25 protein-coding genes and 1 pseudogene are annotated in these 25,042 nt (G+C 52.1%); 10 read left to right on the plus strand and 16 right to left on the minus strand.

From position 1 onward, the window contains the following. Positions 1–68 precede the first annotated feature (68 nt). From EFB08_RS03205 to EFB08_RS23415, 4 genes are all read right to left on the minus strand, one after another. Entirely contained in the window at positions 69–611 is a 543-nt protein-coding gene (locus EFB08_RS03205; RefSeq protein ID WP_123125441.1) for a DUF502 domain-containing protein, read from the minus strand. Between the two features lie 76 nt (positions 612–687). Next, positions 688–1,581 (minus strand): 4-hydroxy-3-methylbut-2-enyl diphosphate reductase, encoded by an 894-nt coding sequence (locus EFB08_RS03210; RefSeq protein WP_123125442.1) that lies wholly within the window; start codon positions 1,579–1,581, stop codon positions 688–690. Between the two features lie 20 nt (positions 1,582–1,601). Then, positions 1,602–2,297: a (d)CMP kinase gene (gene cmk, locus EFB08_RS03215; protein ID WP_123125443.1), complete on the minus strand. Its 696-nt coding sequence runs from the start codon at positions 2,295–2,297 to the stop codon at positions 1,602–1,604. A gap of 24 nt (positions 2,298–2,321) precedes the next feature. Beyond that, a complete protein-coding gene (locus EFB08_RS23415) occupies positions 2,322–2,483 on the minus strand; it encodes a hypothetical protein (RefSeq protein ID WP_165864785.1) in 162 nt (53 codons plus the stop codon). A gap of 110 nt (positions 2,484–2,593) precedes the next feature. Between EFB08_RS23415 and ade the strand changes: the two genes are divergently transcribed. Together ade and EFB08_RS03225 are read left to right on the plus strand one after the other, a co-directional pair. Beyond that, positions 2,594–4,252 carry an adenine deaminase gene (ade, locus tag EFB08_RS03220; RefSeq protein WP_123125629.1) on the plus strand — a complete coding sequence of 553 codons (1,659 nt, stop codon included), beginning with the start codon at positions 2,594–2,596 and terminating at the stop codon, positions 4,250–4,252. 276 nt (positions 4,253–4,528) lie between these two features. Next, positions 4,529–5,365, plus strand: coding sequence for a sulfite exporter TauE/SafE family protein (locus tag EFB08_RS03225; protein ID WP_227006188.1), 837 nt, complete (start codon positions 4,529–4,531; stop codon positions 5,363–5,365). 128 nt (positions 5,366–5,493) lie between these two features. On the opposite strand, the gene EFB08_RS03230 is transcribed toward EFB08_RS03225, so the two are convergent. From EFB08_RS03230 to EFB08_RS03255, 6 genes and pseudogenes are all read right to left on the minus strand, one after another. Beyond that, positions 5,494–5,925: a response regulator gene (locus EFB08_RS03230; protein ID WP_123125445.1), complete on the minus strand. Its 432-nt coding sequence runs from the start codon at positions 5,923–5,925 to the stop codon at positions 5,494–5,496. Then, a complete protein-coding gene (locus EFB08_RS03235; protein ID WP_165864786.1) occupies positions 5,922–7,259 on the minus strand; it encodes a sensor histidine kinase in 1,338 nt (445 codons plus the stop codon). Before EFB08_RS03235 ends, EFB08_RS03230 begins: the two co-directional genes overlap by 4 nt. A gap of 125 nt (positions 7,260–7,384) precedes the next feature. After that, positions 7,385–8,362: pseudogene (locus EFB08_RS03240) on the minus strand (PLP-dependent cysteine synthase family protein); the annotation flags it as partial. Between the two features lie 86 nt (positions 8,363–8,448). Beyond that, a complete protein-coding gene (locus EFB08_RS03245) occupies positions 8,449–9,135 on the minus strand; it encodes a carboxypeptidase-like regulatory domain-containing protein (protein ID WP_123125448.1) in 687 nt (228 codons plus the stop codon). Between the two features lie 81 nt (positions 9,136–9,216). Continuing rightward, positions 9,217–10,023, minus strand: coding sequence for a hypothetical protein (locus EFB08_RS03250; RefSeq protein ID WP_125077638.1), 807 nt, complete (start codon positions 10,021–10,023; stop codon positions 9,217–9,219). A gap of 261 nt (positions 10,024–10,284) precedes the next feature. Then, positions 10,285–11,514, minus strand: coding sequence for a metallophosphoesterase (locus EFB08_RS03255; protein WP_123125450.1), 1,230 nt, complete (start codon positions 11,512–11,514; stop codon positions 10,285–10,287). A 149-nt stretch (positions 11,515–11,663) separates the two neighbouring features. Here EFB08_RS03255 and radC point away from each other — a divergent pair, with 149 nt between their 5' ends. The 6 genes from radC (at position 11,664) to rny (ending at position 18,454) form a co-directional block, all read left to right on the plus strand. Beyond that, positions 11,664–12,368, plus strand: a complete 705-nt coding sequence (gene radC / locus EFB08_RS03260) for a RadC family protein (RefSeq protein ID WP_123125451.1) — start codon at positions 11,664–11,666, stop codon at positions 12,366–12,368. 201 nt (positions 12,369–12,569) lie between these two features. Continuing rightward, positions 12,570–13,175 carry a DUF1684 domain-containing protein gene (locus tag EFB08_RS03265; RefSeq protein ID WP_123125452.1) on the plus strand — a complete coding sequence of 202 codons (606 nt, stop codon included), beginning with the start codon at positions 12,570–12,572 and terminating at the stop codon, positions 13,173–13,175. Positions 13,176–13,612: 437 nt separating this feature from the next. Beyond that, a complete protein-coding gene (pheT, locus tag EFB08_RS03275) occupies positions 13,613–16,027 on the plus strand; it encodes a phenylalanine--tRNA ligase subunit beta (protein WP_123125454.1) in 2,415 nt (804 codons plus the stop codon). Position 16,028: 1 nt separating this feature from the next. Continuing rightward, the gene (locus EFB08_RS03280; protein WP_123125455.1) at positions 16,029–16,325 is read left to right on the plus strand and encodes a hypothetical protein; all 297 of its coding nucleotides are present in this window, start codon (positions 16,029–16,031) and stop codon (positions 16,323–16,325) included. Between the two features lie 176 nt (positions 16,326–16,501). Continuing rightward, a complete protein-coding gene (locus tag EFB08_RS03285; RefSeq protein ID WP_062542813.1) occupies positions 16,502–16,792 on the plus strand; it encodes a cell division protein ZapA in 291 nt (96 codons plus the stop codon). Between the two features lie 69 nt (positions 16,793–16,861). Further along, entirely contained in the window at positions 16,862–18,454 is a 1,593-nt protein-coding gene (gene rny, locus EFB08_RS03290; protein ID WP_394342944.1) for a ribonuclease Y, read from the plus strand. A gap of 430 nt (positions 18,455–18,884) precedes the next feature. On the opposite strand, the gene EFB08_RS03295 is transcribed toward rny, so the two are convergent. From EFB08_RS03295 to EFB08_RS03315, 5 genes are all read right to left on the minus strand, one after another. Further along, positions 18,885–19,190 carry a hypothetical protein gene (locus tag EFB08_RS03295; RefSeq protein WP_123125457.1) on the minus strand — a complete coding sequence of 102 codons (306 nt, stop codon included), beginning with the start codon at positions 19,188–19,190 and terminating at the stop codon, positions 18,885–18,887. A gap of 24 nt (positions 19,191–19,214) precedes the next feature. Beyond that, on the minus strand, positions 19,215–19,694 hold the full coding sequence (locus EFB08_RS03300; protein WP_227006189.1) for a VOC family protein: 480 nt from the start codon (positions 19,692–19,694) through the stop codon (positions 19,215–19,217). Between the two features lie 19 nt (positions 19,695–19,713). Further along, positions 19,714–20,298, minus strand: a complete 585-nt coding sequence (locus EFB08_RS03305; RefSeq protein WP_123125631.1) for a carboxymuconolactone decarboxylase family protein — start codon at positions 20,296–20,298, stop codon at positions 19,714–19,716. Positions 20,299–20,453: 155 nt separating this feature from the next. Next, positions 20,454–21,011, minus strand: a complete 558-nt coding sequence (locus tag EFB08_RS03310) for a peroxiredoxin (RefSeq protein WP_123125458.1) — start codon at positions 21,009–21,011, stop codon at positions 20,454–20,456. A 59-nt stretch (positions 21,012–21,070) separates the two neighbouring features. Continuing rightward, positions 21,071–21,547, minus strand: coding sequence for a Dps family protein (locus EFB08_RS03315; protein WP_123125459.1), 477 nt, complete (start codon positions 21,545–21,547; stop codon positions 21,071–21,073). A gap of 259 nt (positions 21,548–21,806) precedes the next feature. On the opposite strand from EFB08_RS03315, the gene EFB08_RS03320 reads away from it, so the two are divergent. Then, on the plus strand, positions 21,807–22,742 hold the full coding sequence (locus EFB08_RS03320) for a hydrogen peroxide-inducible genes activator (protein ID WP_123125460.1): 936 nt from the start codon (positions 21,807–21,809) through the stop codon (positions 22,740–22,742). A 92-nt stretch (positions 22,743–22,834) separates the two neighbouring features. Here the strand turns inward: EFB08_RS03320 and sucD are convergent, their stop codons facing one another. Further along, positions 22,835–23,725, minus strand: coding sequence for a succinate--CoA ligase subunit alpha (gene sucD / locus EFB08_RS03325; RefSeq protein WP_123125461.1), 891 nt, complete (start codon positions 23,723–23,725; stop codon positions 22,835–22,837). A gap of 302 nt (positions 23,726–24,027) precedes the next feature. Here sucD and uvsE point away from each other — a divergent pair, with 302 nt between their 5' ends. Beyond that, complete coding sequence (gene uvsE, locus EFB08_RS03330) at positions 24,028–24,918, plus strand: UV DNA damage repair endonuclease UvsE (RefSeq protein ID WP_123125462.1); 891 nt, start codon at positions 24,028–24,030, stop codon at positions 24,916–24,918. Positions 24,919–25,042: the final 124 nt, after the last annotated feature.

A 25,042-nucleotide genomic window follows, 5' to 3' on the forward strand; every position in this document is an offset into this window, starting at 1 on the left:
TTCAGCCTCCTTTCTTAAAAACAAGGCTAAAACAGGAGCAAGGGTTAGACGGGCTATGGGGCAGCCGACTACAGTTTAGACACCCCGCCAGAGACTACAAACTTCATCACTTCGCTGCTCGGGATCTCCAGATAAGTGACGTTCTCGCGGGCCACCAGAAACAGCTCGCCGGAGAAGTTATAGGAGTGCGGGAAATAGACAGCCACTTTCTCGGGCAGGTTCACGGCCTCCATGGAAGCCTGCGTCACGAACCCCAGTTTGAAGGTATCATTGTACTGCGTCATCTTCACCAACACCGGTTGGTTGAATTTCTGGTTCTCGCCTACAAACGCATCAAAGAGGTCTTTGAGGGAAGAGTAGATCATGTTCACAAGTGGCAGGCGGCTCATGATGCGCTCGGTGAGCACGAAGAAAGGCTTCACCAGGAAAGAGGAACCAATATACCCCACCACTGTCACGAGCAGGATGATGAGCAGCAACCCTACTCCGGGGTAGTTGAGCCAAAAGAGATCATCGAGCCAATTAATAGTAGCCACAATGATATAGATGGTGATGGAGATAGGTGCTACAATCAGGAAGCCATTGAGAAAATAGCGTAACAGTTTTTTCATAAATAGGAAGGCAGGAAAAAAGCCCCGTCTCCGGGGCTTTCAAATATACTCAGTTTCTAATATTTTGTTCTAAACCTTAGGCCTCCACCGGATGCTGCGCCTGAATGGCATCGGCCACTTGATGCATGAGCCACATGGGCGTGGAAGTGGCTCCGCAGATACCCACGGAGGTTGCGTCTTTGAACCAGTCCATGTCCAGTTCCTCGGCGTTCTCCACGAAATAGCTTCTGGGGTTCACCCGCTGGCACACCGCGTAAAGCGCCTTGCCGTTGGAGCTTTTCTTACCGCTCACAAAGATGACCACATCATGGTGCTGCGCAAATTTGTCCAACTGCGGCTCTCTGTTAGATACCTGCCGGCAGATGCTGTCGTTGGCATCCAGGTCAAACACCTCAATCCCAGAAGCCCGTACCGCCGCTACCCGCTCCTCAATGAGCTCCTTCATGCGATAGAAGCCTTTGGTGCTTTTGGTGGTCTGGCTGAACAGGGTGATGGGACGGGTGTAGTCCAGTTTGTCCAGATCTTCCTCGGTGGTGATCACGATGGCCTCGTTGCCGGTCTGGCCGGCCAAACCTATTACCTCGGCATGCCCTTGCTGTCCGTACAGCACAATCTGGCCGTTATGGGCTTTGATGGAGTCGTAAGCGTGTTTTACGCGGTTCTGCAGTTTGAGTACCACCGGGCAGGAGGCGTCAATGAGTTCCAGGTTGTTGCGTAGGGCGGTCTCGTAGGTCTCGGGCGGTTCGCCGTGCGCTCTGATGAGCACCTTGCAGTCATGGAGTTCCTGGAGCTGCTCGCGGTCAATGATGCGCAGGCCTTTGTTATATAAACGTTGTACCTCCATGCTGTTGTGCACAATGTCACCCAGGCAATACAACTCAGACACTTCCTCTAATTCATCTTCGGCCATCTGGATGGCGAACTCTACCCCAAAACAGTAGCCCGAATTCTTATCTATGGTTACGTTCATATACAAAGGTAACAATCTGTTTATTGGGCAAGTTCTTTTTGCAGCAGCGCCGAGGCCACTAAATCCAGCACGAAGTCTACCTGCTCATCAATGGTGATGTGGGAGGTATCCAGCACATGGGCGTCATCGGCTTTTTTAAGGGGGCTTTCGGCGCGGGTAGAGTCAATGAAGTCCCTTTTCTTCAGGTTCTCCACAATCTCGTCATAGGGCACCATCTGCTTTTTCTCAAACAGTTCCTGCTGCCGGCGCTTGGCCCGGATCTCCACATCGGCGGTCATGAAGACCTTCACCTCGGCATCGGGGAAAACGGCGGTTCCAATATCGCGTCCGTCCATCACCACGCCACGCCGCTTGCCCATCTTCTTCTGCTCCGCTACCATGGCATGACGCACGGGCGCCAGCACGCTCACTTCGCTCACCTTGTCGGAGATGTACATCTTCCTGATCTCGTCCTCCACGTTCAGACCGTTGAGGAAAACCTCGTTGCGGCCCGTCTTGGAGTTCCGGTGGAAGGTGACTTCAATGTTATTCAACGCTTCCTGCACCTTTTTAGGGTTGGTGAGGTCCACGTAATGTTCAAGGAAATAAAGGGTAACGGCCCGGTACATGGCGCCGGTGTCAATATACGCGTAGCCTAGTTCTTGGGCCACTTGCTTGGCGGTGGTGCTTTTACCGCACGAAGAGTGCCCGTCAAGGGCTACTACAATCTTCTTCATACCAGTGCCTTAGGGTAAATAAAATTAACAGTCTTTGGTGGGACAGGGAATGCCTTTGCCCGCGCGCTGATGCCGCTGATAGTTCTTGGTTTTCTTGCTCAAGGACGAGGACTTACGCGTACAGGCCGGACTCACCGCACCCAGCAGCAAGCACCACAGCAACCCTAGGGAAAAAATCTTTCTCAAAACCATTAACTTTGACTGCAAAGATATACGTAATCTGCCGGAACCACTACGGTTTTTACGGGACCGCCCGTTTCCGGATCACTTTTCTGAAAACTCCTCAAAAACATACCATGGCTTCATCCAGATTCTACAAATTGAGCGGCAACATCATTGACGTGCTGCACCAGGAAATCTACCAGGGCACCCTGGAGATCATGGATGGCCAAATCGCCAACATCATCCGAGAACCCGTTTCTGAGACGCATTACATCCTGCCGGGGTTCATTGACGCCCACGTGCACGTGGAGAGTTCCATGCTGGTGCCCTCAGAGTTCGCTCGCCTGGCCGTGCCGCACGGCACCGTGGCCACCGTCTCAGACCCGCACGAGATTGGCAACGTGCTGGGCCTGAGAGGCGTGGAGTACATGCTGGAGAACGCAAAAAAAGTGCCGTTTAAGTTTTACTTCGGGGCCCCCTCCTGCGTGCCAGCCACGCCCTTTGAGACGGCTGGCGCCGAAATCACGCCCGAGGACATCGAAGAGCTTTTCCAGCGGCCTGAGGTCAAATACCTGGCCGAGATGATGAACTGGCCCGGCGTCTTGAACGGCGATGACCTGGTAATGCAGAAGATCACGCTGGCCCAGAAGTTCGATAAACAGGTAGACGGCCACGCGCCCGGCCTGCGCGGTGAGGAGGCCCAGGCCTACGCCGCCGCCGGCATGACCACCGACCACGAGTGCTTCACCGCCGAGGAAGCCAAAGACAAACTGGCTGCCGGCATGAAAATCTTGATCAGGGAAGGAAGCGCCGCCAAAAATTTCGAGGCCCTGGTAGAATTGTTGGCAGATCACCCCAAAGAGATCATGTTCTGCTCCGATGACAAGCATCCCGACAACCTGGTGGAAAGCCACATAGACGAATTGGTGAAACGCGCTCTGGCCAAAGGCCATGACTTGTTCCACGTGCTACAGGCCGCCTGCGTGAACCCGGTGCAGCACTACAAACTGGAAGTGGGCCTGCTCCAGGAAAAAGACCCCGCCGATTTCATCCTCATCGACAACCCTCAGGATTTCAACGTCCTTAGAACCTACATCAACGGGCAGCTGGTGGCTGAGAATGGTCAGAGCAAAATCGCGTTCACGCCCTGCGAGATCATCAACAACTTCCACGCCGAGGCTAAAACCGTGGAGGAGTTCCGGTTCCCGGCTGGCGATGCGGTAAAGATCCGGGTCATTGAGCCTTACAACGGGCAACTGGTAACCGGCATGCTGCTGCTAGATCCTAAGATTGAAGACGGACAAATTATAAGCGACCTGGCCCAGGATGTGTTGAAGATGACCGTGGTGAACCGGTACCAGAACACCGTGCCGGCTTTGGCCTTCATCAAGAATTTTGGGTTAAACCGCGGGGCCGTTGCCTCCAGCGTGGGGCATGACTCACACAACATCATTGCCGTGGGCGTAGACGATGACAGCCTGTGCCGTGCGGTGAATTTGCTCATTGAGGCCAAAGGCGGCATCTCGGCGGTAGATGGGGAACGCGAAGAGGTTTTGCCTTTGCCGGTAGCCGGTATCATGTCGCCGGAGGATGGGTATTGGGTGGCGGAGCAGTACGCCAAACTGGACCGAACCGCCAAAGAAATGGGCAGCACCCTTACCTCTCCGTTCATGACGCTGTCGTTTATGGCCCTTTTGGTAATTCCGGCCCTAAAACTCAGCGACAAAGGTCTGTTCGATGGGCAGCATTTCCAGTTCGTGGACGTCGCCAGCCCCACCCTTACCGGAAAATAAATCCGCTTTGAGGCTTCTGGCTATTTCACGCTTATCAACAAAAAGCTTTCTTTGATTGCTTTCGAGCAGGTTAATTTGGAGTTCCTAAGAACCCCAAATCTGAGGGAGGGTAGCCTGGCAGAATTTTTGCTTTTGCCAGAGCAACTATTCTGTCTTGGGGACGGTAAGCAAGTTGTTGGCTTCTTTGAAAGAGGCTGACGCTTTACTTCCCGGCAGGAGCATTATTTTCTACAGGAAAGCTCTTTTCTCTGGCATTGACTTCTACGCACGCACGGCTTGTTAACAGATATTCTCCTTTTTGCGGTTGGAATTTTGGTGAGCACTTTCGGGACGATGGTGGGCTTCGGGGGTGGTGTATTCATGGTTCCCATCCTCATCATGTTCTTCCAGTTCCCCATTGAACTAGCCATCGGTACGGCCATGACGGCTTTGCTTCCGGCCGCTTTGGTGTCTTCTATCTTCAATTTCCGGGAGAAAAGCATTGACTACGTGGTGGCCTCACTTCTGCAGTTCCCGGCTATGGTGGGCACCTTGATTGGTGCTTTTCTGGTGGCCTACATGCCGGTACTACAGATGCAGATCCTGTTTTCCCTGTTTGTGTTGCTGGTGGGCATTTACATGCTGGTGACTTACAACCAGCAGAAGAAACGCCAACGCGGCATGATGTACCGCCTTAACCGCATGCCCACCTCCTTTATCAGGAAAAACCACCCCCAGCACCGGGCCTACCGACTGAACGGCAGCCTAATGGCTTTTTTTGGTTTATGCACGGGTACCATCGCGGGGCTCTTCGGGATTGGAGGAGGTTTTCTGCAGACCCCCATTATGATTCGGGCTTTCAATATCCCGTCGCAGATCGCGATTTCCACTTCTCTTTTTATTTTGGTGGTTACCAGTATGTCTGGCATTTCGTCGCATTACTGGCTGGGGCACATTGACTGGCAAAAGAGTTTGCCGCTCATGCTGGCTTTTGCGTTGGGTGCTTTGCTAGGGAAAACCCTCAAAGGAAACCATTCGGCTACCCAGCAGGCTTCTGAGAAACTGATTGGTTTGGGTTTGGTTTTGGCGGGCCTGAGCGTGATGGTGCACATCCTCCTGAAATACCAATTCTAACCTTACCTCCCGTTTATTGGCTGATTAAACGAGAACGCGTTTATAGGGTGTTTTCCATAAAACACCCTATAAACGCGTTCTCGTCACTTTATTTCTGATTTCCTGAGCTTCGTTCCCTCTCTTCTTCCTTAGGCTCCCATTTCAGGGAAGTAGGTCTCCAAAAGGTCGTTCACCTTCTGGCTCGTGAGCGGTTTGGTGAGGTAGGCGATGTTGCTGGCCGCGGCGCGTTCGGTGTCCTGGCTGTGTTCAGAGGTGGAAAGCAGGGCCAATACAATGTCTTTCCGAAAATCGGAGTTCAGTTTCTCAAAGAGGTTGAGGAACTCAAAGCCGTTCATCACCGGCATGTTGATGTCCAGCAGAATCAATGAGGGTTTGAAATAATCTTGCGAAGAGGCTTCGTAATTGCCTTCACTGATGTTGTAAAGGTAATCGAAGGCCTGCTTGCCGTTGCGGAACTCCCGAATCTTCTCTGTGATCTGCATGCGGCTCAGCAACCGCTGGTTCAGGAAATTGTTGGTATCATCGTCATCGATGAGCATGATGCCCTTCAGTTTTTTCATATCCGTGGTCCGGTCTCTTGGTCATGGTTCACAAAATACAGCAGGAAGGTGGTGCCTTCGCCGGGCACGCTCTCTACCTCCACTTTCCCGCGGTTGTTGTCCATGATACGTTTAATAATGTATAGCCCGACGCCGCTGCCCTCTACGTGGTCATGAAAACGCCGGAACAAAGAAAACAAATGTTGGCCATACTGTTTCAAGTCAATCCCGATGCCGTTGTCTTGCACCGTCAGGACCAGGTATTGGTCCTGGTACCGGGTGGAGAGCGAAATAAGCAGGGGTCGTTGTGGATCGCGGTATTTCAGGGAATTGGAAATCAGGTTTAACAGCAGGCTGTTGAGGTTATCTTTAGAAAAGTACACCTCTGGGGCGGCAGAAAAATCGGCTTGTAGATTCGCCTGGCTGGCGCGCAGGGCTTCCTCCAGGGTTGCTCTCACCTGCTCCAGCACCAGCTCAAAGGAAACCATGCTCAGTTGGGTTTCGTCTACGGGCTTCTGGATGCGGCTTACCTCGGCCAGGTTGTTCAGCTTGCGGTTGATACTTGACACCGAATCATCCAGGCGGTCGAAGAGTTGGATAAACTCGGGATTACCCGGCGGCAGTTCCTCTCGGATGGCTTCCACCAGTCCGGCCACATTCAATACCGGCCCTTTCAGGTCACGGGAAGCGTAGTAGACAAAATCATCCAGATCGGCGTTTTTCTTGATTAGCTCGTAGTTTTTGGTAATGAGCTGTTTTTCGGCGCGCTTGCGGTTCTCAATCTCGCGCTCCAGCGCCCGGTTAGCAGTGATGGCCTGGGCACTTCGTTTCTGCACCCGGTCTTCCAGTTCCTGCTGCGTCTGGCGCAAGATGACCTGCGCCTTCTCCCGCTCCTCGATCTGTTCCAAAAGGTCCTTGTTGATTTTCTGCAGTCTAAGCTGACTTGGAATGGCCAATAAACCCGGAATGGCTTTGAACAGAAGATACACCCCTATAAAGGCAATCACCCCAAACACCAACCGAAGAACCACCAAGGTGTCTGCCCCTTCGGGAGGCCCCCAAAAACTGAGCGCATGCAAGGCCCCGCCCATCAACCCGATCGCGCCAAACAACGCCAGCACCACTTTCCGCTCGCGGTCATCGCGTTGGTAGGCCAGGTAGAACAAGATGGCGGATACCAGCAGATAGGCTGTCACCACCAGAAATTCACCCAGCAAATCTAATCCGCCAGACCTGGGAGCATCTGTCAGAGGGGAAGAGGAGAGCGTACGTGAGGGAATCTGAAAAAGCAGCACTGCCAAAAGGTTGAGGATATGGTCTTGCTTCAAACGGGAAGGACGGTATAAGGTTTCCAACAGGAGACTGGCCTATTCGTTAGACATCAGAACACATCCGGTAAAACAGAACGGCCACCGCCTTTTAAGGCAAGTGGCCGTTTAGAGCCCGTTTTCAGAAAACAGGCGTTAAACCAGTAAGCTTAGTCCAGGTAACCTTGGGCCCGCATCCAGTCATCGTTGTAGATTTTGGCCAGGTAACGGGTGCCATGGTCTGGCAAGATCACAACCAGGGTATCGTTCTCGGTGAGGTGCTCTTTGGCATATTCCAGGGCGCCATGCACCGCAGATCCGCAGGACCAACCCACAAACAGGCCTTCCTCTTTGGCCAAACGGCGGGTCATGAGGGCTCCGTCTTTATCGGTTACTTTGATGAATCTGTCAATTAAATCAAAGTTCACGTTTTTGGGCAGGATGTCTTCGCCTATGCCTTCGGTGGCGTACGGGTAGATTTCCTCTTCGTCAAAAACGCCGGTCTCTTTGTATTTCTGGAACACCGAGCCGTAGGTGTCAATGCCTACCACTTTGATGTCTGCATTCTGCTCTTTCAGGTATTTGGAGATGCCGCAGATAGTACCGCCGGTGCCCACGCCGCAAGCGAACGTAGTAATTTTTCCATCGGTCTGTTTCCAGATCTCGGGGCCGCTGGTGTCATAGTGGGCGGCGGTGTTGGAAAGGTTGTCGTACTGGTTGGGGTAGAACGAGTTAGGGATCTCCTGGTTCAGGCGCTTGGCCACGGAATAGTAGGAGTCTGGGTGCTCGGGGGCCACGTTGGTTGGGCACACGATCACCTCGGCACCTACCGCTTTCAGAATATCAATCTTTTCCTTGCTCTGCTTGTCAGACATGGTGAAGATACATTTGTAGCCTTTGGCGATGGCGGCCAGCGCCAGACCCATGCCGGTATTGCCCGAGGTACCTTCAATGATGGTGCCACCTGGTTTCAAAATGCCCGCCTTCTCGGCATCTTCCACCATGCGCAGGGCCATGCGGTCTTTCACGGAGTTACCCGGGTTGAAATACTCTACTTTCGCTAACACCGTGGCTTTTACGCCGTCTGTGACGCTGTTCAGTTTCACCAGGGGCGTGTTCCCAATGGCCTCTATTACATTATTGAAATACATACCTTCTTGCTTGGTTATTCAGTCTTAGAATCAGGCACAAAGGTAACCAAAATTTTAAGACCTACCGGCCCACCATGGAGAGTTCGCTACCAGCGCGGATCATAGAAACTGGTGGTGTCTCTGAAAAAACGGTTGTAGCGCAGACGAGCCTGTCGGATGGAGTCTTGCCGCATCATGATGCGCTCCAGTTCTTTTTGCCGTTCCCGTTCCTCCATGAGCTTGGCCACGCGGGTGCGCTGCCGGCCTTCTTTGGAAAACTGTTCATACAGGAAACTCAGGGGACTGGTGATCACATCTGCCGGAGCGGGCGGCCCGGGCGGAATGATGATGCGAGGCACCGTTACGTTCATTCTGGGTTTGGGCGGGGCAGGACGGGGTTTCATATTCCGGAGGACCCGGTCTACTTTTTCCGGCGACAGCGGCGATACCCTTACCTCACGCAACTGCACGCTTTCTTCCTGCAGCAGAATATTCACCCGCAGCTCTGTGACGCTGCGTAGCGAGGGCACGTACATCTTCTCCCGGAAGCCAAGGGCCCGAAAAACGAGCGTATCGGCGGAGGATATTCTTATTCTGAAGGCGCCCTGTTCATTGGTGGCTTGCCCCTGCCCCGTGCTTTTCAGGTACACAGACACGCCAGCAATAGGCTTTTTGGTATCTTCCCGCAGCACCTGTCCGCTCACCCAGATACTGTGCCCCTGCTGGGCGGGAGCTCCCTGCCAAGCCAGCAAGGGTAACATGAAAAGAAACAAAAAGCAGAAGCGCTTACTCATAGATTACAGAAGGGCAGAAACAGCCATGAAAAAGGCTTGCCTTTCTTACGGGCAAGCCTTTCAAAGATACTGAGAGAACGGTTAGTTCTCCAGTTTTATTTTAGTGTCACCGGACTTGTACTTCACTTCGTTTTTCTCGCGTTTCAGTTTGGCGTCATCGGTTTTGATCTTTGACTCACCGGGCTCTTTCTTCACTTTGATGTCTTCGGTTTTGAATTTAGACTCGTCACCGTCTCTTTTCACCTTGGTGTCACCGGCCTTCAGTTTGGCTTCATCACCGTCTACTTTCAGTTTAGAGCCGTCCTGAGCCTTGTATTTGGCCTCGCCGCTGTAGTATTTCTGACGGTTGGCCTCATACATCTTGAACTGCTCAGGCGTTAAAAATCCTTTTACCTCCATGTCTACGTTTGTGTTGATGGACTCCATCTCACTGTAGTACTGGGTAGGATAATCTTCTGGGTAGCCAGTTACTTCCATGGAGCTTTGCACCGCGGCGCCACTGTCCATCATGTTGTCATCTTCTACCGTCAAGTCATCGCTCATGGAGCTGCTATCCATGGCCATCCCGGCGCTTTGGTTTGTGCTGCTGTAGCGGGTCTCCAGCTCGTTCATCATGCGGGCGCGGTTATACATCACCGTTCTGATGCGGGCCTGGGCGGCGGCGTCTAGTTTCAGGTCTTGTGACATCTGGGAAGACATGCGGTTGGCTCTTTCCCGAGACTCCTTTTCATAGTTGTAAACGGTGGAGGAATCGGTGGTTTCGCCCGAGGCGTTGTCTGGGGTATCGCTATCGTTTTCGTTTGTTTCGGTGGAGGTACCTTTGTCTTCGCTGCAAGCGGTAAAAGCCAAGGCTCCGGCCGCAATAAACATTAACATATACTTTTTCATGGTCTGTTTTCTTAGGTGAAACATTTGCCGCCAAGAGGCTTAGCTTGTTCCTGCTGTTTACGCAGCCCCATAAGCCAGGTTTTACCTAAATTGCACTTAAGCCATATCATCGTTTTAGCACCACAATTTCCAAAACGGCCTTAAAAAGCAAAAATCCTGTTTTCTGGCTTAATTTAGCAAATCAGCCTGAAAACAGGATTTGTACTCCCTTCTGAAGATTGATGAAAAATTCTTCAGAAAGTCAGGGTTCCAGCGGTTGCCCTACCCTCTTTTGAACTCAAAAACGGTAATCTCGGGTAGAAAGCCCACGCGCCCGTGATAGCCCAGGAACCCAAGGCCTACGTTCACATACAGGTGCTGGCGGCCTTTCTGGTATAATCCTGACCATTGTTTGTACACGTACTGCACGGGACTCCATTTCCAACCGGGGATGTTCACGCCAAACTGCATACCATGGGTGTGGCCAGACAACATCAGGTCGATGTCCTGGTACTGGGTGTTCACCTCGCCGTCCCAGTGCGAAGGGTCATGCGAGAGCAGCACCTTGAATGGGTATTTCTCAGTGCCGGCATAGGCTTTGGACATGATGCCGTACTTAGGAAAATTCATGCGATGGCCCCAGTTCTCCACGCCCAGCAAGGCAATCTGCTGCCCGTCGCGCTCCAGCACCCGGTGCTCGTTAAGGAGCAGATCCCAACCCGCCTGCCGATGGTGGTTTTTAAGGGTGTTCAGGTTATGGATCTTCTCCTCGCGGCTTCCCCAAGCCACATAATCGCCGTAGTCATGGTTGCCCAAAATAGAAAAGACGCCATCGCGAGCCTTGATTTTAGCCAGCGTGGGAATATACGGTTCCACCTCTGAGGCCACGTTGTTCACCAAGTCGCCGGTAAACACCACCGCATCCACAGCTTGTTTGTTGATGATGGCCACCGCTTTCTCCAGCGGCTCCCCAGAATGGAAACTACCCGAGTGCATGTCGGTGATCTGCAGAAGCAGGTATCCTTCAAAAGCGGGCGGAAGGTTGGGGAATTTAAGGGTCACTTTCTTCACCTGGTAGTCATAGGCGCCTTTCACCATACCCCAGATCAATGCCGTGAACGGTAACGCCCCCATCACCAGCGCCAATTGGCTCATGAACCGGTGCCGCGACACATCAAACTTTGGCTGCTCGGGCCCGCGTACCGTGTTGGATATCCACTGCGTGAGGCGCACCAGATCATCCAGGAACAGGAAAAGCACGATCACCAGTTTAGAAACGAACAGGATGAACAGCACATTGGCCACCTGCATGCGGGTAGGATTAGGGGCCGAGCCTCGGGTTAACAAGGCCAGCAACAACGTGCCCAAGGTAAACAGGCTGATGGCCCAATAAATGATATAAGCCGCCTTTCGGGCCCCTGGCGCAAAGCTCCCCGCCACCGTACGCACGGCCTGGAAAACGTAAATGTCTATAAGTAAGACAAGGAGTAACGTGATAATCAGTCTGGTCATTTCTTATTTAAAATCCGAATTTGGTAACAAAGCTAATTTTCCATAACGAAGGATGTACGTGTAATTGTGATAACCCGGTGAACTATTTCTATACCATATAAATTGTACAAGAAATTTTATCCTGAATTCAATAAATTAATTTATCACCTATGTCAACCGTTTACGCCGCTGCACCGCTCTCTATTAAATCATGGGCCGAAGAAGACCGTCCTAGGGAAAAGCTTCTCCTGAAAGGCCGCGCTGCCCTCTCTGACGCCGAGCTGATAGGAATTCTGATAGGCTCAGGAACTCCCAAACTGAGCGCCGTAGACGTAGCCAAACTCATCCTCAGCGCCGTGGACAACGACCTGAACGCCCTGGCCCGGCTTACCGTGAAGGAACTACAGAAGCACAAAGGCATCGGCGAAGCCAAGGCCATCTCTATTGTGAGCGCCCTGGAACTGGGCCGCCGTCGGAAAGAAGCCGCCCCCGCCGTTAAAACCCGAATCACCTGCTCTACGGACATTTACGACTACATCCGTCCCCAGCTGCTGGACCTGCCCCACGAAGAGTTTTGGATCATCCTGCTCAATCGGGCCAACACCATCATGAAGAAAATCCAGATCAGCACCGGAGGCGTGGCCGGTACCGTGGCTGATCCCAAGCTTATCTTCAAACACGCTCTGGAGAACCTGGCCAGCGCCATCATCCTGGTACACAACCACCCCTCGGGCCACCTGAAACCCAGCGCCGCTGATATCTCGCTGACCAAAAAACTACAGGAAGCCGGAAAGGTTTTGGACCTGCCTATTCTGGACCACCTCATCTTCACCGATAATAGTTACTACAGCTTCGCCGATGAAGACCTGCTTTAAGGATTGTTGATTGCTAATTGTTGATTGTTTTTGTCTGCATGGAAGGTGGTCACTGCAAAGTGGCTGCCTCCTTTTTTGACCTGTGTTCTGAAAAAAGCCAAAAAAACAGCCTAGGCAGTAGAGCCCAAACACAGAGCTCAGGAATTTACCTTTTGATAAAGATTTCTTTCCGACCTTTGCGCCTTCAACCTGCCTTAGTACATGAAAGGATTCAAATACATCATTCTTATTGGCGTGCTGCTCATTGTGGGCTATCTGGTGAAAGACCTGTTCTTCAATGACGAGAGCTACAACCAGGCCGTCCTGAAATACAGGGAAAACAAAGACCTTACGTTCAGAAGCCTCACCCGCTCTCCCCTCCCCGATTCCATGCGCCGTGCGTTCAATAAACTCTCTTATTACGCTCCCACCCGGGACTTTGAGGTAGCCGCAGATTTCACGCCTCTAGAAAGCAAAGAACCAGTGGCCATGCCCATGACAACTGGCACGCAGGAACCGTATTTTGTGAAAGGAAAAGCCTCTTTTGAACTGGAAGGTCAGACACATACGCTCACCCTGTTCCAGAAAGCCGGTTCCGTATCAGACACGCTGTTCATCCCCTTCACTGACCAAACCAACGGTTTTGAGACCTACGGCGGCGGCCGCTACCTGGACGCCATCCCGAATGGGAAAACCATCGTGCTGGACTTCAACAAAGCCTATAATCCCTTCTGCGCCTATAACCCCGAGTTTGCCTGTCCCATGCCGCCCGCTGAAAACCGCCTAAAGGTGAAGATTCCCGCCGGAGAACAAGCGTTTGCCAAGTAAACCTGGCGAGTTCTGAGTCTTTAGTCTTGAGTTAATCGCTGGCGCGAGTTTCCGGCTCGTGTCCACACGCCTTGAAATTACTTCTGCTTTCTGAGTTGAAAAAAAGAGGATCCCGAATACGGGCAGAAACGAGCCGGAGGCTCGCGCCAGCATAGGTTTGCCTTTGCAATACTGCCCACTTAAAAGACCTCGTAGCGTCCGGAGGACCTGCGAGCGTCTGTGCCATTGACGTTTCAAGCCTGTTTTCCCCAAAACAGCCCCACATCACCCAACGAAGTAGCTTTTCCTTTTAATGGGAATTCTCGCAACACCCCATTCCACAAAAAATCATCCCTTTCCACCCATCTTAACCAGTTTTTGGTAATTTTGAAAATTGTAGCCGCAAAACGGCTGTAGGTGCGGCGTGGCTGCACCTGTCACACCCTGAGAAGAACACCATGCGCATATCACTGGATTGGCTCAAGACGTTAATTGCCATAGACAAACCCGCCCAGGAAGTGGGCAAACTCCTCACTGATGCCGGCCTGGAGGTAGAAGGTATTGAAACGGTAGAGGTTGTGGCCGGTGGCCTGAAAGGCATGGTCATTGGCGAGGTGCTCACCTGCGCCAAACACCCCGATGCCGATAAACTAAGCGTGACCACCGTGGACACCGGCGACGGCGAGCCCAAGCACATTGTGTGCGGCGCTTCCAACGTGGCGGCGGGCCAGAAAGTAGTCATTGCCACCGTGGGTGCTACCTTGTACCCAGCGGGCGGCGAACCCTTTCAGATAAAGAAATCAAAAATCAGAGGGGCCGTATCAGAAGGCATGATCTGCGCCGAGGATGAGATTGGCCTGGGTACCGACCACTCCGGCATCCTGGTGCTGGACACTGATCTGCCTAACGGAACTCCGGCGGCCCAGTACTTCGGGTTGGCCTCCGATGAGGTGTTCGAGATTGGGTTGACGCCTAACCGCGCCGATGCCGCCTCGCACCTGGGCGTGGCCCGCGACCTGCAGGCTTTGCTTAAAACGCCGTACAAACTGCCAGATCTAAGTGGTTTCAAAGTAGCCAATACAAGCCTGTCCATCACGGTGGAGGTGGAAAACCCGGAGGCTTGTCCGCGGTACGCCGGGGTCACTGTTTCCGGGGTGAAAGTGCATGAGTCACCTAAATGGCTGCAGCAGAGATTGCGCGCCATCGGGTTGTCGCCGATCAACAACGTGGTGGACGTGACTAATTACGTGTTGCACGAGTTAGGCCAGCCTATGCACGCCTTCGACGCCGAGAAAATCAAAGGCGGCAGGATCATCGTGAAAAACGCCGGTGACGGCGCGAAGTTCACCACCTTAGACAGCGTGGAGCGCACCCTGCGCGCCGGGGACCTGACCATCAGCAATGCCGAGGAGCCGATGGTACTCGCGGGCGTGTTCGGGGGTTTGCAGGCTGGCGTGACCGAGGCGACCCAGAACATCTTCCTGGAGAGCGCTTACTTCGCTCCCGCCGGCATCCGGAAAACGTCCCAGACGCACGGCATCAAAACCGACTCCTCGTTCCGCTTTGAGCGCGGCACCGATCCCAACATGGTCATCACGGCCCTGAAAAGAGCCGCTTTGCTCATTCAGGAAGTAGCGGGCGGCGAGATTTCATCTGAGATTGTAGATGTGTACCCAATGCCGGTAGTGCCTAGGCAGATTCAGGTAAGCTACGCGCGGGTGCACCAGTTGATCGGGCAGCACATCGGCGAAGCCCGGATCAAAGAGATTTTAACGGACCTGGGCATTGGCATTGAGGAAGAAACCGCCGAGGACCTGCTCCTGTCCATTCCGCCGCACAAGGTAGACGTGACCCGCGAGGCCGATGTGGTGGAAGAGGTGCTGCGTATCTACGGCTACAACAACATCACGCTGAGCGAGAACCTGGCGGCCAGCTACCTGGCCAAGTTCCCCAACCCAGATCCCGAGGTCATCACCAAGCGCATCGCCGATGCGTTGGCGGCTAACGGGTACCTGGAAACCATCACCAACTCGCTCACCAACTCCAACTACTACAAAGACGCCGAGGGCAACACGCCCGCTGAGCTGGTGCCTATCCTGAACTACAACTCCGAGGACCTGGATGCCATGCGTTTGACCCTGGTGTACTCTGGTTTGGAAGTTTTAAGACACAACATCAACCGCCGTCAGCGCGACCTGAAGGTGTTTGAGATTGGCAAGGTGTATCGCAAAGAAGGCGAGAAATACAAAGAGAACAACTATCTGGCCTTGTTCATGACCGGCAACCGCGCTTCTGAAAGCTGGCAGCAGGCCACCGCCAAAGCGAACTTCCATGATTTGGCCGGGCAGGTACAGCAGGTTCTCACGCTTTGCCGCCAGCCTAACTTCACCATGCAGCCTACGCAGCACCCGTATTTAGCGGGCGGTGTGACCTACCAGAAAGGCGATGTGACCTTGGGCCACATCGGGCTGCTGAAGGACGGCGTGTGCAAGCAGGTAGACGTGAAAGAGCCCGTTTGGTACGCTGAGCTGAATTGGGATTATTTGTTGCGCAACTACAAAGACAAGCTGGTGTTTGAGGAACTCTCCAAATTCCCCGAAGTGCGCCGCGACTTGTCTTTGGTGGTGGAAAAATCCGTATCTTTTGACCAGATCAGGCAGGTGGCCCAGAAGGTGGAACGTAAGTTGCTCCAGGAGGTGAATGTGTTTGACGTCTATGAGGGAGACAAGATTGAAAGCGACAAAAAAGCCATCGCCATCAGCTTCACCCTACAGGACAAAAACCAGACCCTGACCGACAAAGTGATTGATTCTACCATGAACCGCCTCATGCAACAGTTTGAGCACCAACTAGGAGCCGTAATCCGGAAGTAAGATGTCTGACCAATCTACCCTTCAGCAGATACAGTCCATTGAGGGCAAAGTGCGCCAACTGGTACAGCAGTACCAGGCCGGGCAGGAGCGGCTTCAGGCAGCCCACCAGGAAATAGCGCGCTTACAGCAAGTGATTCAGGAGAAAGATGCTGAGATAAAAAATTTTCAGAATCAAGATAATATTAGTAAAATTGTACAAACCATAGCAGTAGACACTACCAATTCAACGGAGTTGAAGCTAAAAATAAACGAGTACTTGCGCGAAATTGACAAGTGCATCGCTTATTTAAGAGAATAGAAGAACGGGTTGTCTGGTTGCGGTTGTTGATTGTTCTCTTTTAATGCGTGCCTGCACGCCCTTATACCAATTTAGAACCTTAGGCTTGACATGCGGAATTTTTACTTTTTTATGACATCGCAGGGCAACCTTCAAACCAACAAACGCGCCACGGCAGCACTTAACAGCATTTGGGCATGAGTGAGTTATCTATACGCATCAAGATAGCCGACCGCGAATATCCAATGCGGGTAAACGAGGACGAGGAAGAAAGGCTGCGGCAGGCCGGAAAATACCTGAATGAGCGCCTGAGAATGTTTCGGGAAGAGTTCGGGATTCATGACAAGCAGGATCTGCTGGCCATGATTGCATTGGAAACCGCCGCCGACAAGATAAAAACGGAAGACGCCGCCGTAGAAACCCAACTTTCGTTGGAGGAAAAACTCTCTTCTTTAAACCAACTGCTCTCTTCTCTGCAGCTCGGATAATCAACCGTCCGCTCCGCATCTGATTTGTTTGGTGTCATTGCTATACTTTAAACCCTTAAAGTTATAGCCATGACTATTTATATCATTTTAGCAGCCGTAATAGGCGCCAGCATAGGCTTCTATGCCGGCCGCGTGCTGCTCCTGAAGCTCTTCAAGGAGCAGGAAGAACAGGCCACTGAGCGGGCCAAACTCATCATCCGCGAGGCGGAGGTAAAAGCCGAGACCCAGAAGAAAGACAAGATGCTGGAAGCCAAGGAGCATTTCCTGAAGCTGAAAGCCGAGTACGAGGAAGAGGCCAACCGCAAGAAAAACATCATCATTCAGAACGAGAACAAGGTAAAGCAGCGCGAGCAGTTCATTACCAAGCAGCAGGAAGACCTGAAGAAAAAAGAGCAGGAAACCGATGTTCTCAAAGACAAACTGAACCAGCAACTGGACGGCTTCAACAAGCGCAAAGAAGACCTGGAGGCCCAGTACCGCGACAAACTCAGCAAAGTAGAGCAAGACCACCACGAAATCCTTAGCCGTCTGGAGCGCATCGCTAACCTGAGCGCCGAGGAAGCCCGTGAGCAACTGGTGGAAAACCTCAAGTCCGAGGCCTCTACCCGCGCCTCTTCCTACATCAAAGACATTGTGGCCGAGGCTAAGCTCACCGCTACCAAAGAAGCCAAAAAGGTAGTAATTGAAACCATCCAGCGCACCGCCGCTGAGCACGCCATTGAGAACTGCGTGTCCATCTTCAACATTGAGTCAGACGATATCAAAGGCAAGATCATCGGTCGTGAAGGCCGTAACATCCGTGCCCTGGAAGCCGCCACTGGCGTGGAGATCATCGTGGACGATACCCCGGAAGCTATCATCATCTCCGGTTTCGATCCGGTAAGACGCGAGATTGCCCGTCTTTCCCTGCACCGCCTCGTAGCCGATGGTCGTATCCACCCGGCCCGTATTGAGGAAGTGGTGTCTAAGACGAAGAAAAGCATTGAAGAGGAGATTGTGGAGATCGGTGAGCGTACCGCAATTGACTTAGGTATCCACGGTCTGCACCCTGAGCTGATCAAGATGGTAGGCCGCATGCGTTTCCGGTCTTCTTACGGCCAGAACCTGCTCCAACACTCCAGAGAAGTAGCCAACCTTTGCGCCACCATGGCCGCTGAGCTGGGTCTAAACGTGAAGCACGCCAAACGTGCCGGTCTGTTACACGACATCGGGAAAGTAACCACCGAGGAACCAGAACTGCCGCACGCTATCATTGGTATGCAACTGGCCCAGCAGTACAAAGAGCACCCAGACGTGTGCAACGCCATCGGCGCTCACCACGATGAGATTGAGATGACGGCCATGATTTCGCCTATCATTCAGTCTTGTGATGCCATCTCCGGCTCCCGCCCTGGTGCCCGCCGCGAGATTATGGAGTCGTACATCAAACGTCTGAAAGAACTGGAAGAAACCGCCCACTCTTTTGACGGTGTGAACCAGTGCTATGCCATCCAGGCCGGCCGCGAGCTCCGCGTCATGGTAGACGCCGACAACGTGACCGATGAACGCGCCCAGCAGCTGTCTTTTGACATCTCCCAGAAGATTGAGAAAGAGATGCAATACCCAGGTCAGATCAAGATCACCGTTATCCGCGAAATGCGCTCTGTGTCCTACGCGAAATAGTGATTAGTTAGAAGTCATCAGTGATTTGCCTTTTAGGGCCGATTTCTGAAAAACAGATAAAAAGGCCCTCTGCTACCAAGCGGAGGGCCTTTTATTTTATATTGAGATGTAGAGGCAATCCCTTGTGGTTGCCCTTTGCTGCTATCACCGTTAGGGCAACCACAAGGGATTGCCCCTACAGCATTAAACATTTATGCTGGCGCGAGCTTGTAGCTCGTGTCCACACGTATTCCAAATCCTCTGTTGCACATCAGCAAGACAAAGTTCAGCTATGCTTGCGGACACGAGCGGGACGCTCGCGCCAGCGGAGGTTGCATTTACCAATACCGTGAATCAGATTACGTTAATCAGATACCGTGGAGACAAGGCGATGCTTGGTCTCTACGGGTGTTTCATTAAACCCTGAACAGGAAAAAGAACCCTTCCCTTTTTAGGCCTGATTTCCAGAAAATGCCTTCGAAATGTTCTTCATCATGACCGCTCTGGAAATGGTAGGGCCACCCCAAACGATAATCTCGGTGCAGAGTCCGGCAGCGTTGAACCGAAGGGCCTGCATCGCGCTGTAGACCACGTTGTCTACGGAGCCCCAGGTGCCTTCCAACTGGGCATACCCAACTTCTCCCTGCACACCAATCAGCTGATAAGATAAGCTGGCGTATATGCCCAGGAACGTATCGTAATGCTGTTTGATCTTGGCCGGTCCGAAGATAGGCGCGGCAAAAGGCGATTCCAGCATCCTGACTTCCGGCGAAAATAACTGCTACAAAGCCAGCAGGTCATTCTCATTTAGAGCGGTTTGCATGGCGTCTAACCAAGTCGTGAGGTGAACGGGCGTCAGCAAATGCTTGTGCTTGCTTTCTGGTAACCGCCACTCGGGGTTCACGCGGCTCTGACCCGCATAGTACAGGCAAATGAGGTTACCCGAAGGATCACGCAAATACGCTTCGCGCCAAGCCCAGGGTTGGTCTTTGAGGTCCTGCTCAAACACATAGCCCTTGTCTTTCATGGAAAGCACTTGCTGGTCTACCTGAGCACACTCAAAGTACACAGTAGTAGTAGAAGGTTGAAACGTACCGTCTTGGTGGAGGTGGGCTGAGAACGTGGAAAGTCCATCGGGGCACACGAAACGGGCGTAATGCGGGCTTTGCACAATCAGGTGCAAGCCCAGGTTTTTATAAAAAGCAACCGCCTCCGGCATTTGATGCACAGAAACGGTTACCTGGTTTAATGCCAATGACATGGGCAAAAAGATAAGAATCCTAACGGATGACCTTGCTCACGCCCACCACTACGGCGGCAATACGCACGGCATCAAAAATACGCTGCTCAGAAGCGCCCAGCTTGCGTACGCTTTCCTCATGCGAGGTCACGCAGCGCTCACAGCCATTGATTGCCGAGATAGCCAGACTCACCAGTTCAAAGAATTCTTTGCCGGTCACAGGGTTCATCATGATGTTCATCTTCACTTTCGCGGGCGCTGATTCATAGAAATCAGTGTGCATGAAGTGCTTGAACCGGTACAGAATGTTGTTAGTGCTTAACAGCGACGTCACGGCCACGGCCTCGGCCAACTCAGCGTCAGTAGCTCCGTGAGAGGCAGCCAACGTCCGGAAAGACTCCGTAAGGGTATTGTTCTCTTCGTTCACCGCGGCTGACAAGGCAATCAGGTAGGCTTCCTTAGAAGTTACGTTTTCAGACTGCAGAGCGGTTTTCAGGTTAATGCGCAGGTCCTTCAGGTATTTAGAGTCGCCTTGCACCAGTTGGTCCAGGCGCGCGAAATCTTGGCCGGAAAGACCCAGGTCTTTCAGGAAATCTTGTTGGGTTTCTTGGATGACAGAAAGCATGGTCAATTTGATATAGAGAGGATGGACGGGCGGCATCTCTGAAAAGGGAATTGGGCTCGTTTTCCGGAAAGTGAGCAGGAAACAGAAGCGTTGGGGACCGGTAAGTGACAGAGGTTACCTTCCGGTCCTCCGCAGCCTTCCTGTATAAAAAACAATTAAACGGATAAAGTGGCTTCGCCTTTCTTCCAGTTGCAAGGGCAAAGTTCATCGGTTTGCAGGGCGTCCAGCACACGCAGCACCTCGGCTACGTTACGGCCCACGCTTAATCCGTTTACGCTCACCCACTGGATGATACCTTGCGGATCTACAATGAAGGTAACGCGGTAGGCTACTTTCTCTTCGGTGTCTAAGATGCCCAATTCTTCGGCTAGAGACTTGGAGGTATCCGCCAGCATCGGGAAACGAAGGCCACGCAGGTCATCGTGGTCGCGGCGCCAGGCAGCATGCACGAACTCAGAATCAGTGGAGGCGCCAATCAGTTGGCAGTCGCGGTCGCGGAACTCGTCATAGTTCTTGTTGAACTCAGCAATCTCAGTGGGGCACACGAAGGTGAAGTCTTTCGGCCACCAGAACATCACCAACCACTGGTCGTTTTGGCGGTGCTCTTGCTCGGTGATGGTTCTAAACTCTTGGTCTCTCTCTAAAGAAACAACAGCTTTTTTGGAAAAGGCAGGGAATTCTGCCCCAACAGATAGTACTCGGTTTTGTGACATGGTATATGTAAAGGTTAAAAGAAAATAAAGGGTGTTAGTAGTGTTTTAAGAACGGCGGATTAAGAACCTTGGAAGGCGTTCAGCATCCAAAGGTTTTTCTCCAGGGTATTCAGGTTATCACTGATCAGCCCTTGGGTACCTTCGTCGTCCAGTTCGGCGGCCAAGGCCAGCACCTCACGCTCCAGGTGGATAATCTGCCCGATGTTCTCCACAGTGGCGGCCACAGTGTCTACATCGGTGGTGAGGCCTTTTCTCTCCTGCACTCTGGACGTGGCCAGGAAATCAGAGAAGCTGTGCATGGGCACGTGGCGCAGGGTCAGAATACGCTCGGCTATTTCATCAATGGTTTCAAAGGCCTCGGTGTACAGTTCCTCAAATTTGGCGTGTAGCGCGAAGAAGTTTCCGCCTTTGATATTCCAATGGAAGGCGCGCAAGTTTTGATAGTACACGTGGTAATTAGCCAGCAATTCATTCAGTTTAACGGCTAAGTCTTTAGTGTCTCTGCGTTCCAGTCCTAATTCGTTGTGTGATTCCATAGTAATGTGATAGGTTAGAAAATGTTCTTGTGTTGCCTACCCATACGACAAAGGTGCCCGAAACGATTATATAGAACAAATTGATAGTACTTATACTATCATAGCCATTATCTATTACCTTTGCCTCAGCTTCAGAAACTGCCTTTTAGGTCTCCTTTTTAGAAAACAGGCCCAAAAAGCCATCTGGAATAAACACCAAAAATTCACCCGAAGGCTTGATTCGGGCATTCAGACCATCACTCATTCACTCAATCTTAAGATGACCCTTACCCAACTGGAATACCTGCTTTCTGTGGACACTTACCGCCACTTCGCCACAGCCGCCGAGAAATGTTTTGTGACGCAGCCCACGCTGAGCATGCAGATTCAGAAATTGGAGGAAGAACTGGGCGTACAGGTATTTGACCGGAGTCGGGTGCCCGTACGCCCCACAGAGTTAGGGAAAGAGGTAATTGCCCAGGCCAGAGTGGCCGTGGCCGAGTTCAAAAAGATTGAGGAACTGGTGAAGGTGCAGCGCGATGGCATCACGGGCGAACTGCGGATTGGCGTCATCCCTACCCTTGCCCCTTACCTGGTGCCACTGTTTATCACCTCATTTATCCAAAAGTACCCCAAAGTACACGTAACCATTCAGGAATTGGTGACCAGCAGCATTGTGGAGAATCTACGTCTGGAACTGCTGGACGTTGGCTTGCTGGTGACGCCCCTGCACGATAAAACCATTGTGGAGGTACCGCTTTTTTATGAAGCATTTGTGGGCTACCTGCACCCATCGCACCCGCTTGCCAAAAACGAAACTATCACCGCCGAGGCCATTGAGCCCGCTGATTTGTGGCTTTTGAACGACGGTCATTGCTTCCGGAGCCAAGTGCTCCAGCTCTGTAACCGCGCCAAAGGCATTCGCAACGTGCACCTGGACTATGAGAGCGGCTCCCTGGAAACCCTTAAACGTATTGTGGAAACCCAAAGCGGCATGACCCTCCTCCCGGAGCTCTCCGTGCAGGACATGTCAGACGAGAAAAAAGCCATGATCCGGCCATTTGCGGAGCCGCAGCCCTTGCGCGAAGTAAGTTTGGTGGTGCACCGCAGTTTCCTGAAGAAGAAGCTGATTGAAGCCCTAAGGGATGAGATTGTAACGCACGTGCCTGATGGTCTGAAAGAGCGGCATCCTGTGCGGGTGGTAAAAATTAAGTAAAAGTTGTTTCAAGGCTGGTTTCACCAAAACAGGTCTAAAACAAGAAAGGCTGCCCTTAACAGAGCAGCCTTTCTTTATGCTAAAAGCAGAGATTACGCGTTGGTAGTCTCGCCTTGTAATACTCTTACCATTGTCTCGCCAATCTCGGCCGGAGAGTCCACTACGTGGATGCCGTTCTCACGCATGATGCGCATTTTAGCAGCAGCCGTATCATCAGCACCACCGATGATGGCACCTGCGTGACCCATTCTACGACCAGCAGGAGCAGTCTGACCCGCGATGAAACCAACTACTGGCTTCTTGTTACCAGTAGCACGGATGTACTCCGCAGCAACGGCTTCGTAGTTACCGCCAATCTCACCAATCATCACAATCGCATCCGTCTCCGGGTCTTCCATCAACAACTCCACTGCGTTTTTAGTAGGAGTTCCGATGATAGGGTCACCCCCGATACCAATGGCAGTAGAGATACCCAAACCAGCTTTCACAATCTGATCGGCGGCCTCATAGGTCAAAGTACCAGACTTTGAAACGATCCCGATTCTACCTGGCTTGAACACGAAACCTGGCATGATACCCACTTTCGCCTCACCTGGAGTGATTACGCCCGGGCAGTTTGGTCCTATCAAGGTAACTGCTTTGTTTTTGATGTAGTTTTTAGCGGCAACCATGTCTTTCACCGGAATTCCTTCGGTAATGGCTACAATCACTTCAATACCGGCATCGGCGGCTTCCATGATGGCATCAGCGGCAAACGCTGGTGGCACGAAAATGATAGACACGTTAGCACCGGCTTTCTGTACGGCCTCGGCTACGGTATTGAACACCGGACGGTCTAAGTGGGTAGAACCACCTTTGCCTGGGGTTACACCACCTACTACGTTGGTGCCATATTCAATCATTTGCTGTGCGTGGAAGGAACCTTCTGAGCCGGTGAAGCCCTGCACAATCACTTTGGAATCTTTATTTACTAAAACACTCATGTGTAGTGGATTATGTGAAAGATGTACGCTCTCGTTAAAACTGTACGCAAAAATAGGCTTTTTTGCTACCCATCCAAACTAAGAATCTGGATTCACCCTTCAACAGTTGGCTTACGGTTTTAACCGGTTCTCCAGAAAACAGGCCTAAAATAGGTAACGCTTCAAGGGAGTGGCTTGCCTCTTTTTCTACTTGCATCCTTTCCCGAGCATAATCTTCTGAACACATCTTTCGCCAGTCCGTTTAGAAAGGATTGAAACAACCGCTGTGTGTGGTGGTTACCAGTAGAATCAAATTGTCTTGTATGAAAATCGGATATCCTTGCGTGAATGAATCGTTGGACTGCACCTCTGCTACCACGTTCAGGTTGGCATCTTACAACGAGGAGCGGCTGGTGCAGACGGTGGAGAAGAACCTGGGCTGTCTGCGGCGCATACTGGAGTACAACCTGGAGCATGGGTTCCTGTTCTTCCGGATGAGCTCTGAACTGGTGCCGTTCGCCTCGCATGAAATCAATACCTATAACTGGCAGCAGCATTTCCAGATGACGTTCCGGCGCTTGGGCGATTTCATCAAGAAACACAACATGCGCATCTCTATGCACCCAGATCAGTTTGTGGTACTCAATTCACCCGATGCCCGCATTGTGCGCAACAGCATCGCGGAGCTGGTGTACCAGGCCACGGTCATGGACTTGATGGGGCTGGACTCTACCGCTAAACTGCAGATTCATGCGGGTGGCGTGTACGGCGACAAACCCAGTGCCCTAAAGCGCTTTATCCAGACGTACCAGACCTTACCCGAGAACGTGAAAGCCCGCCTGGTGGTGGAGAACGATGACCGGTTGTACAGCCTCAGAGACTGCCTGGAACTGAACACCGAGACGGGAATTCCCATCTTGTTTGACAATTTCCACCACGAGTGCCTGAACAACGGCGAGCCTATGGAAGAGGCGTTGCAACTGGCATCGGGTACGTGGCACCCAGAAAAGGACGGCGTGCTCATGATGGACTACAGTTCCCAAAGCCCCGGTGACCGCAAAGGAAAGCACATCACCAGCATTGAAACGGATTTGTTTAGAGAGTTTCTCACCCATTTAAACGGATTAGACGTAGACATCATGTTGGAAATCAAGGACAAAGAAGCCAGTTGTCTGCGCGCGCGCCAAGTGCTGGAAGAATTGGCTTTGGTCTGATGCTGTTTTTGCCCCGGTTTCCCGAAATCAGCCTTAAAACAAAATCCAATTACAATAGAAGATACATCTGCCAGCCAACCTTACTTAAAAAGCTGACTTAGATTATACATCCCCCATGAAAATT

It is taken from the genome of Rufibacter latericius (genome assembly GCF_003721515.1).
In the GTDB taxonomy this organism is placed as follows: domain Bacteria; phylum Bacteroidota; class Bacteroidia; order Cytophagales; family Hymenobacteraceae; genus Nibribacter; species Nibribacter latericius.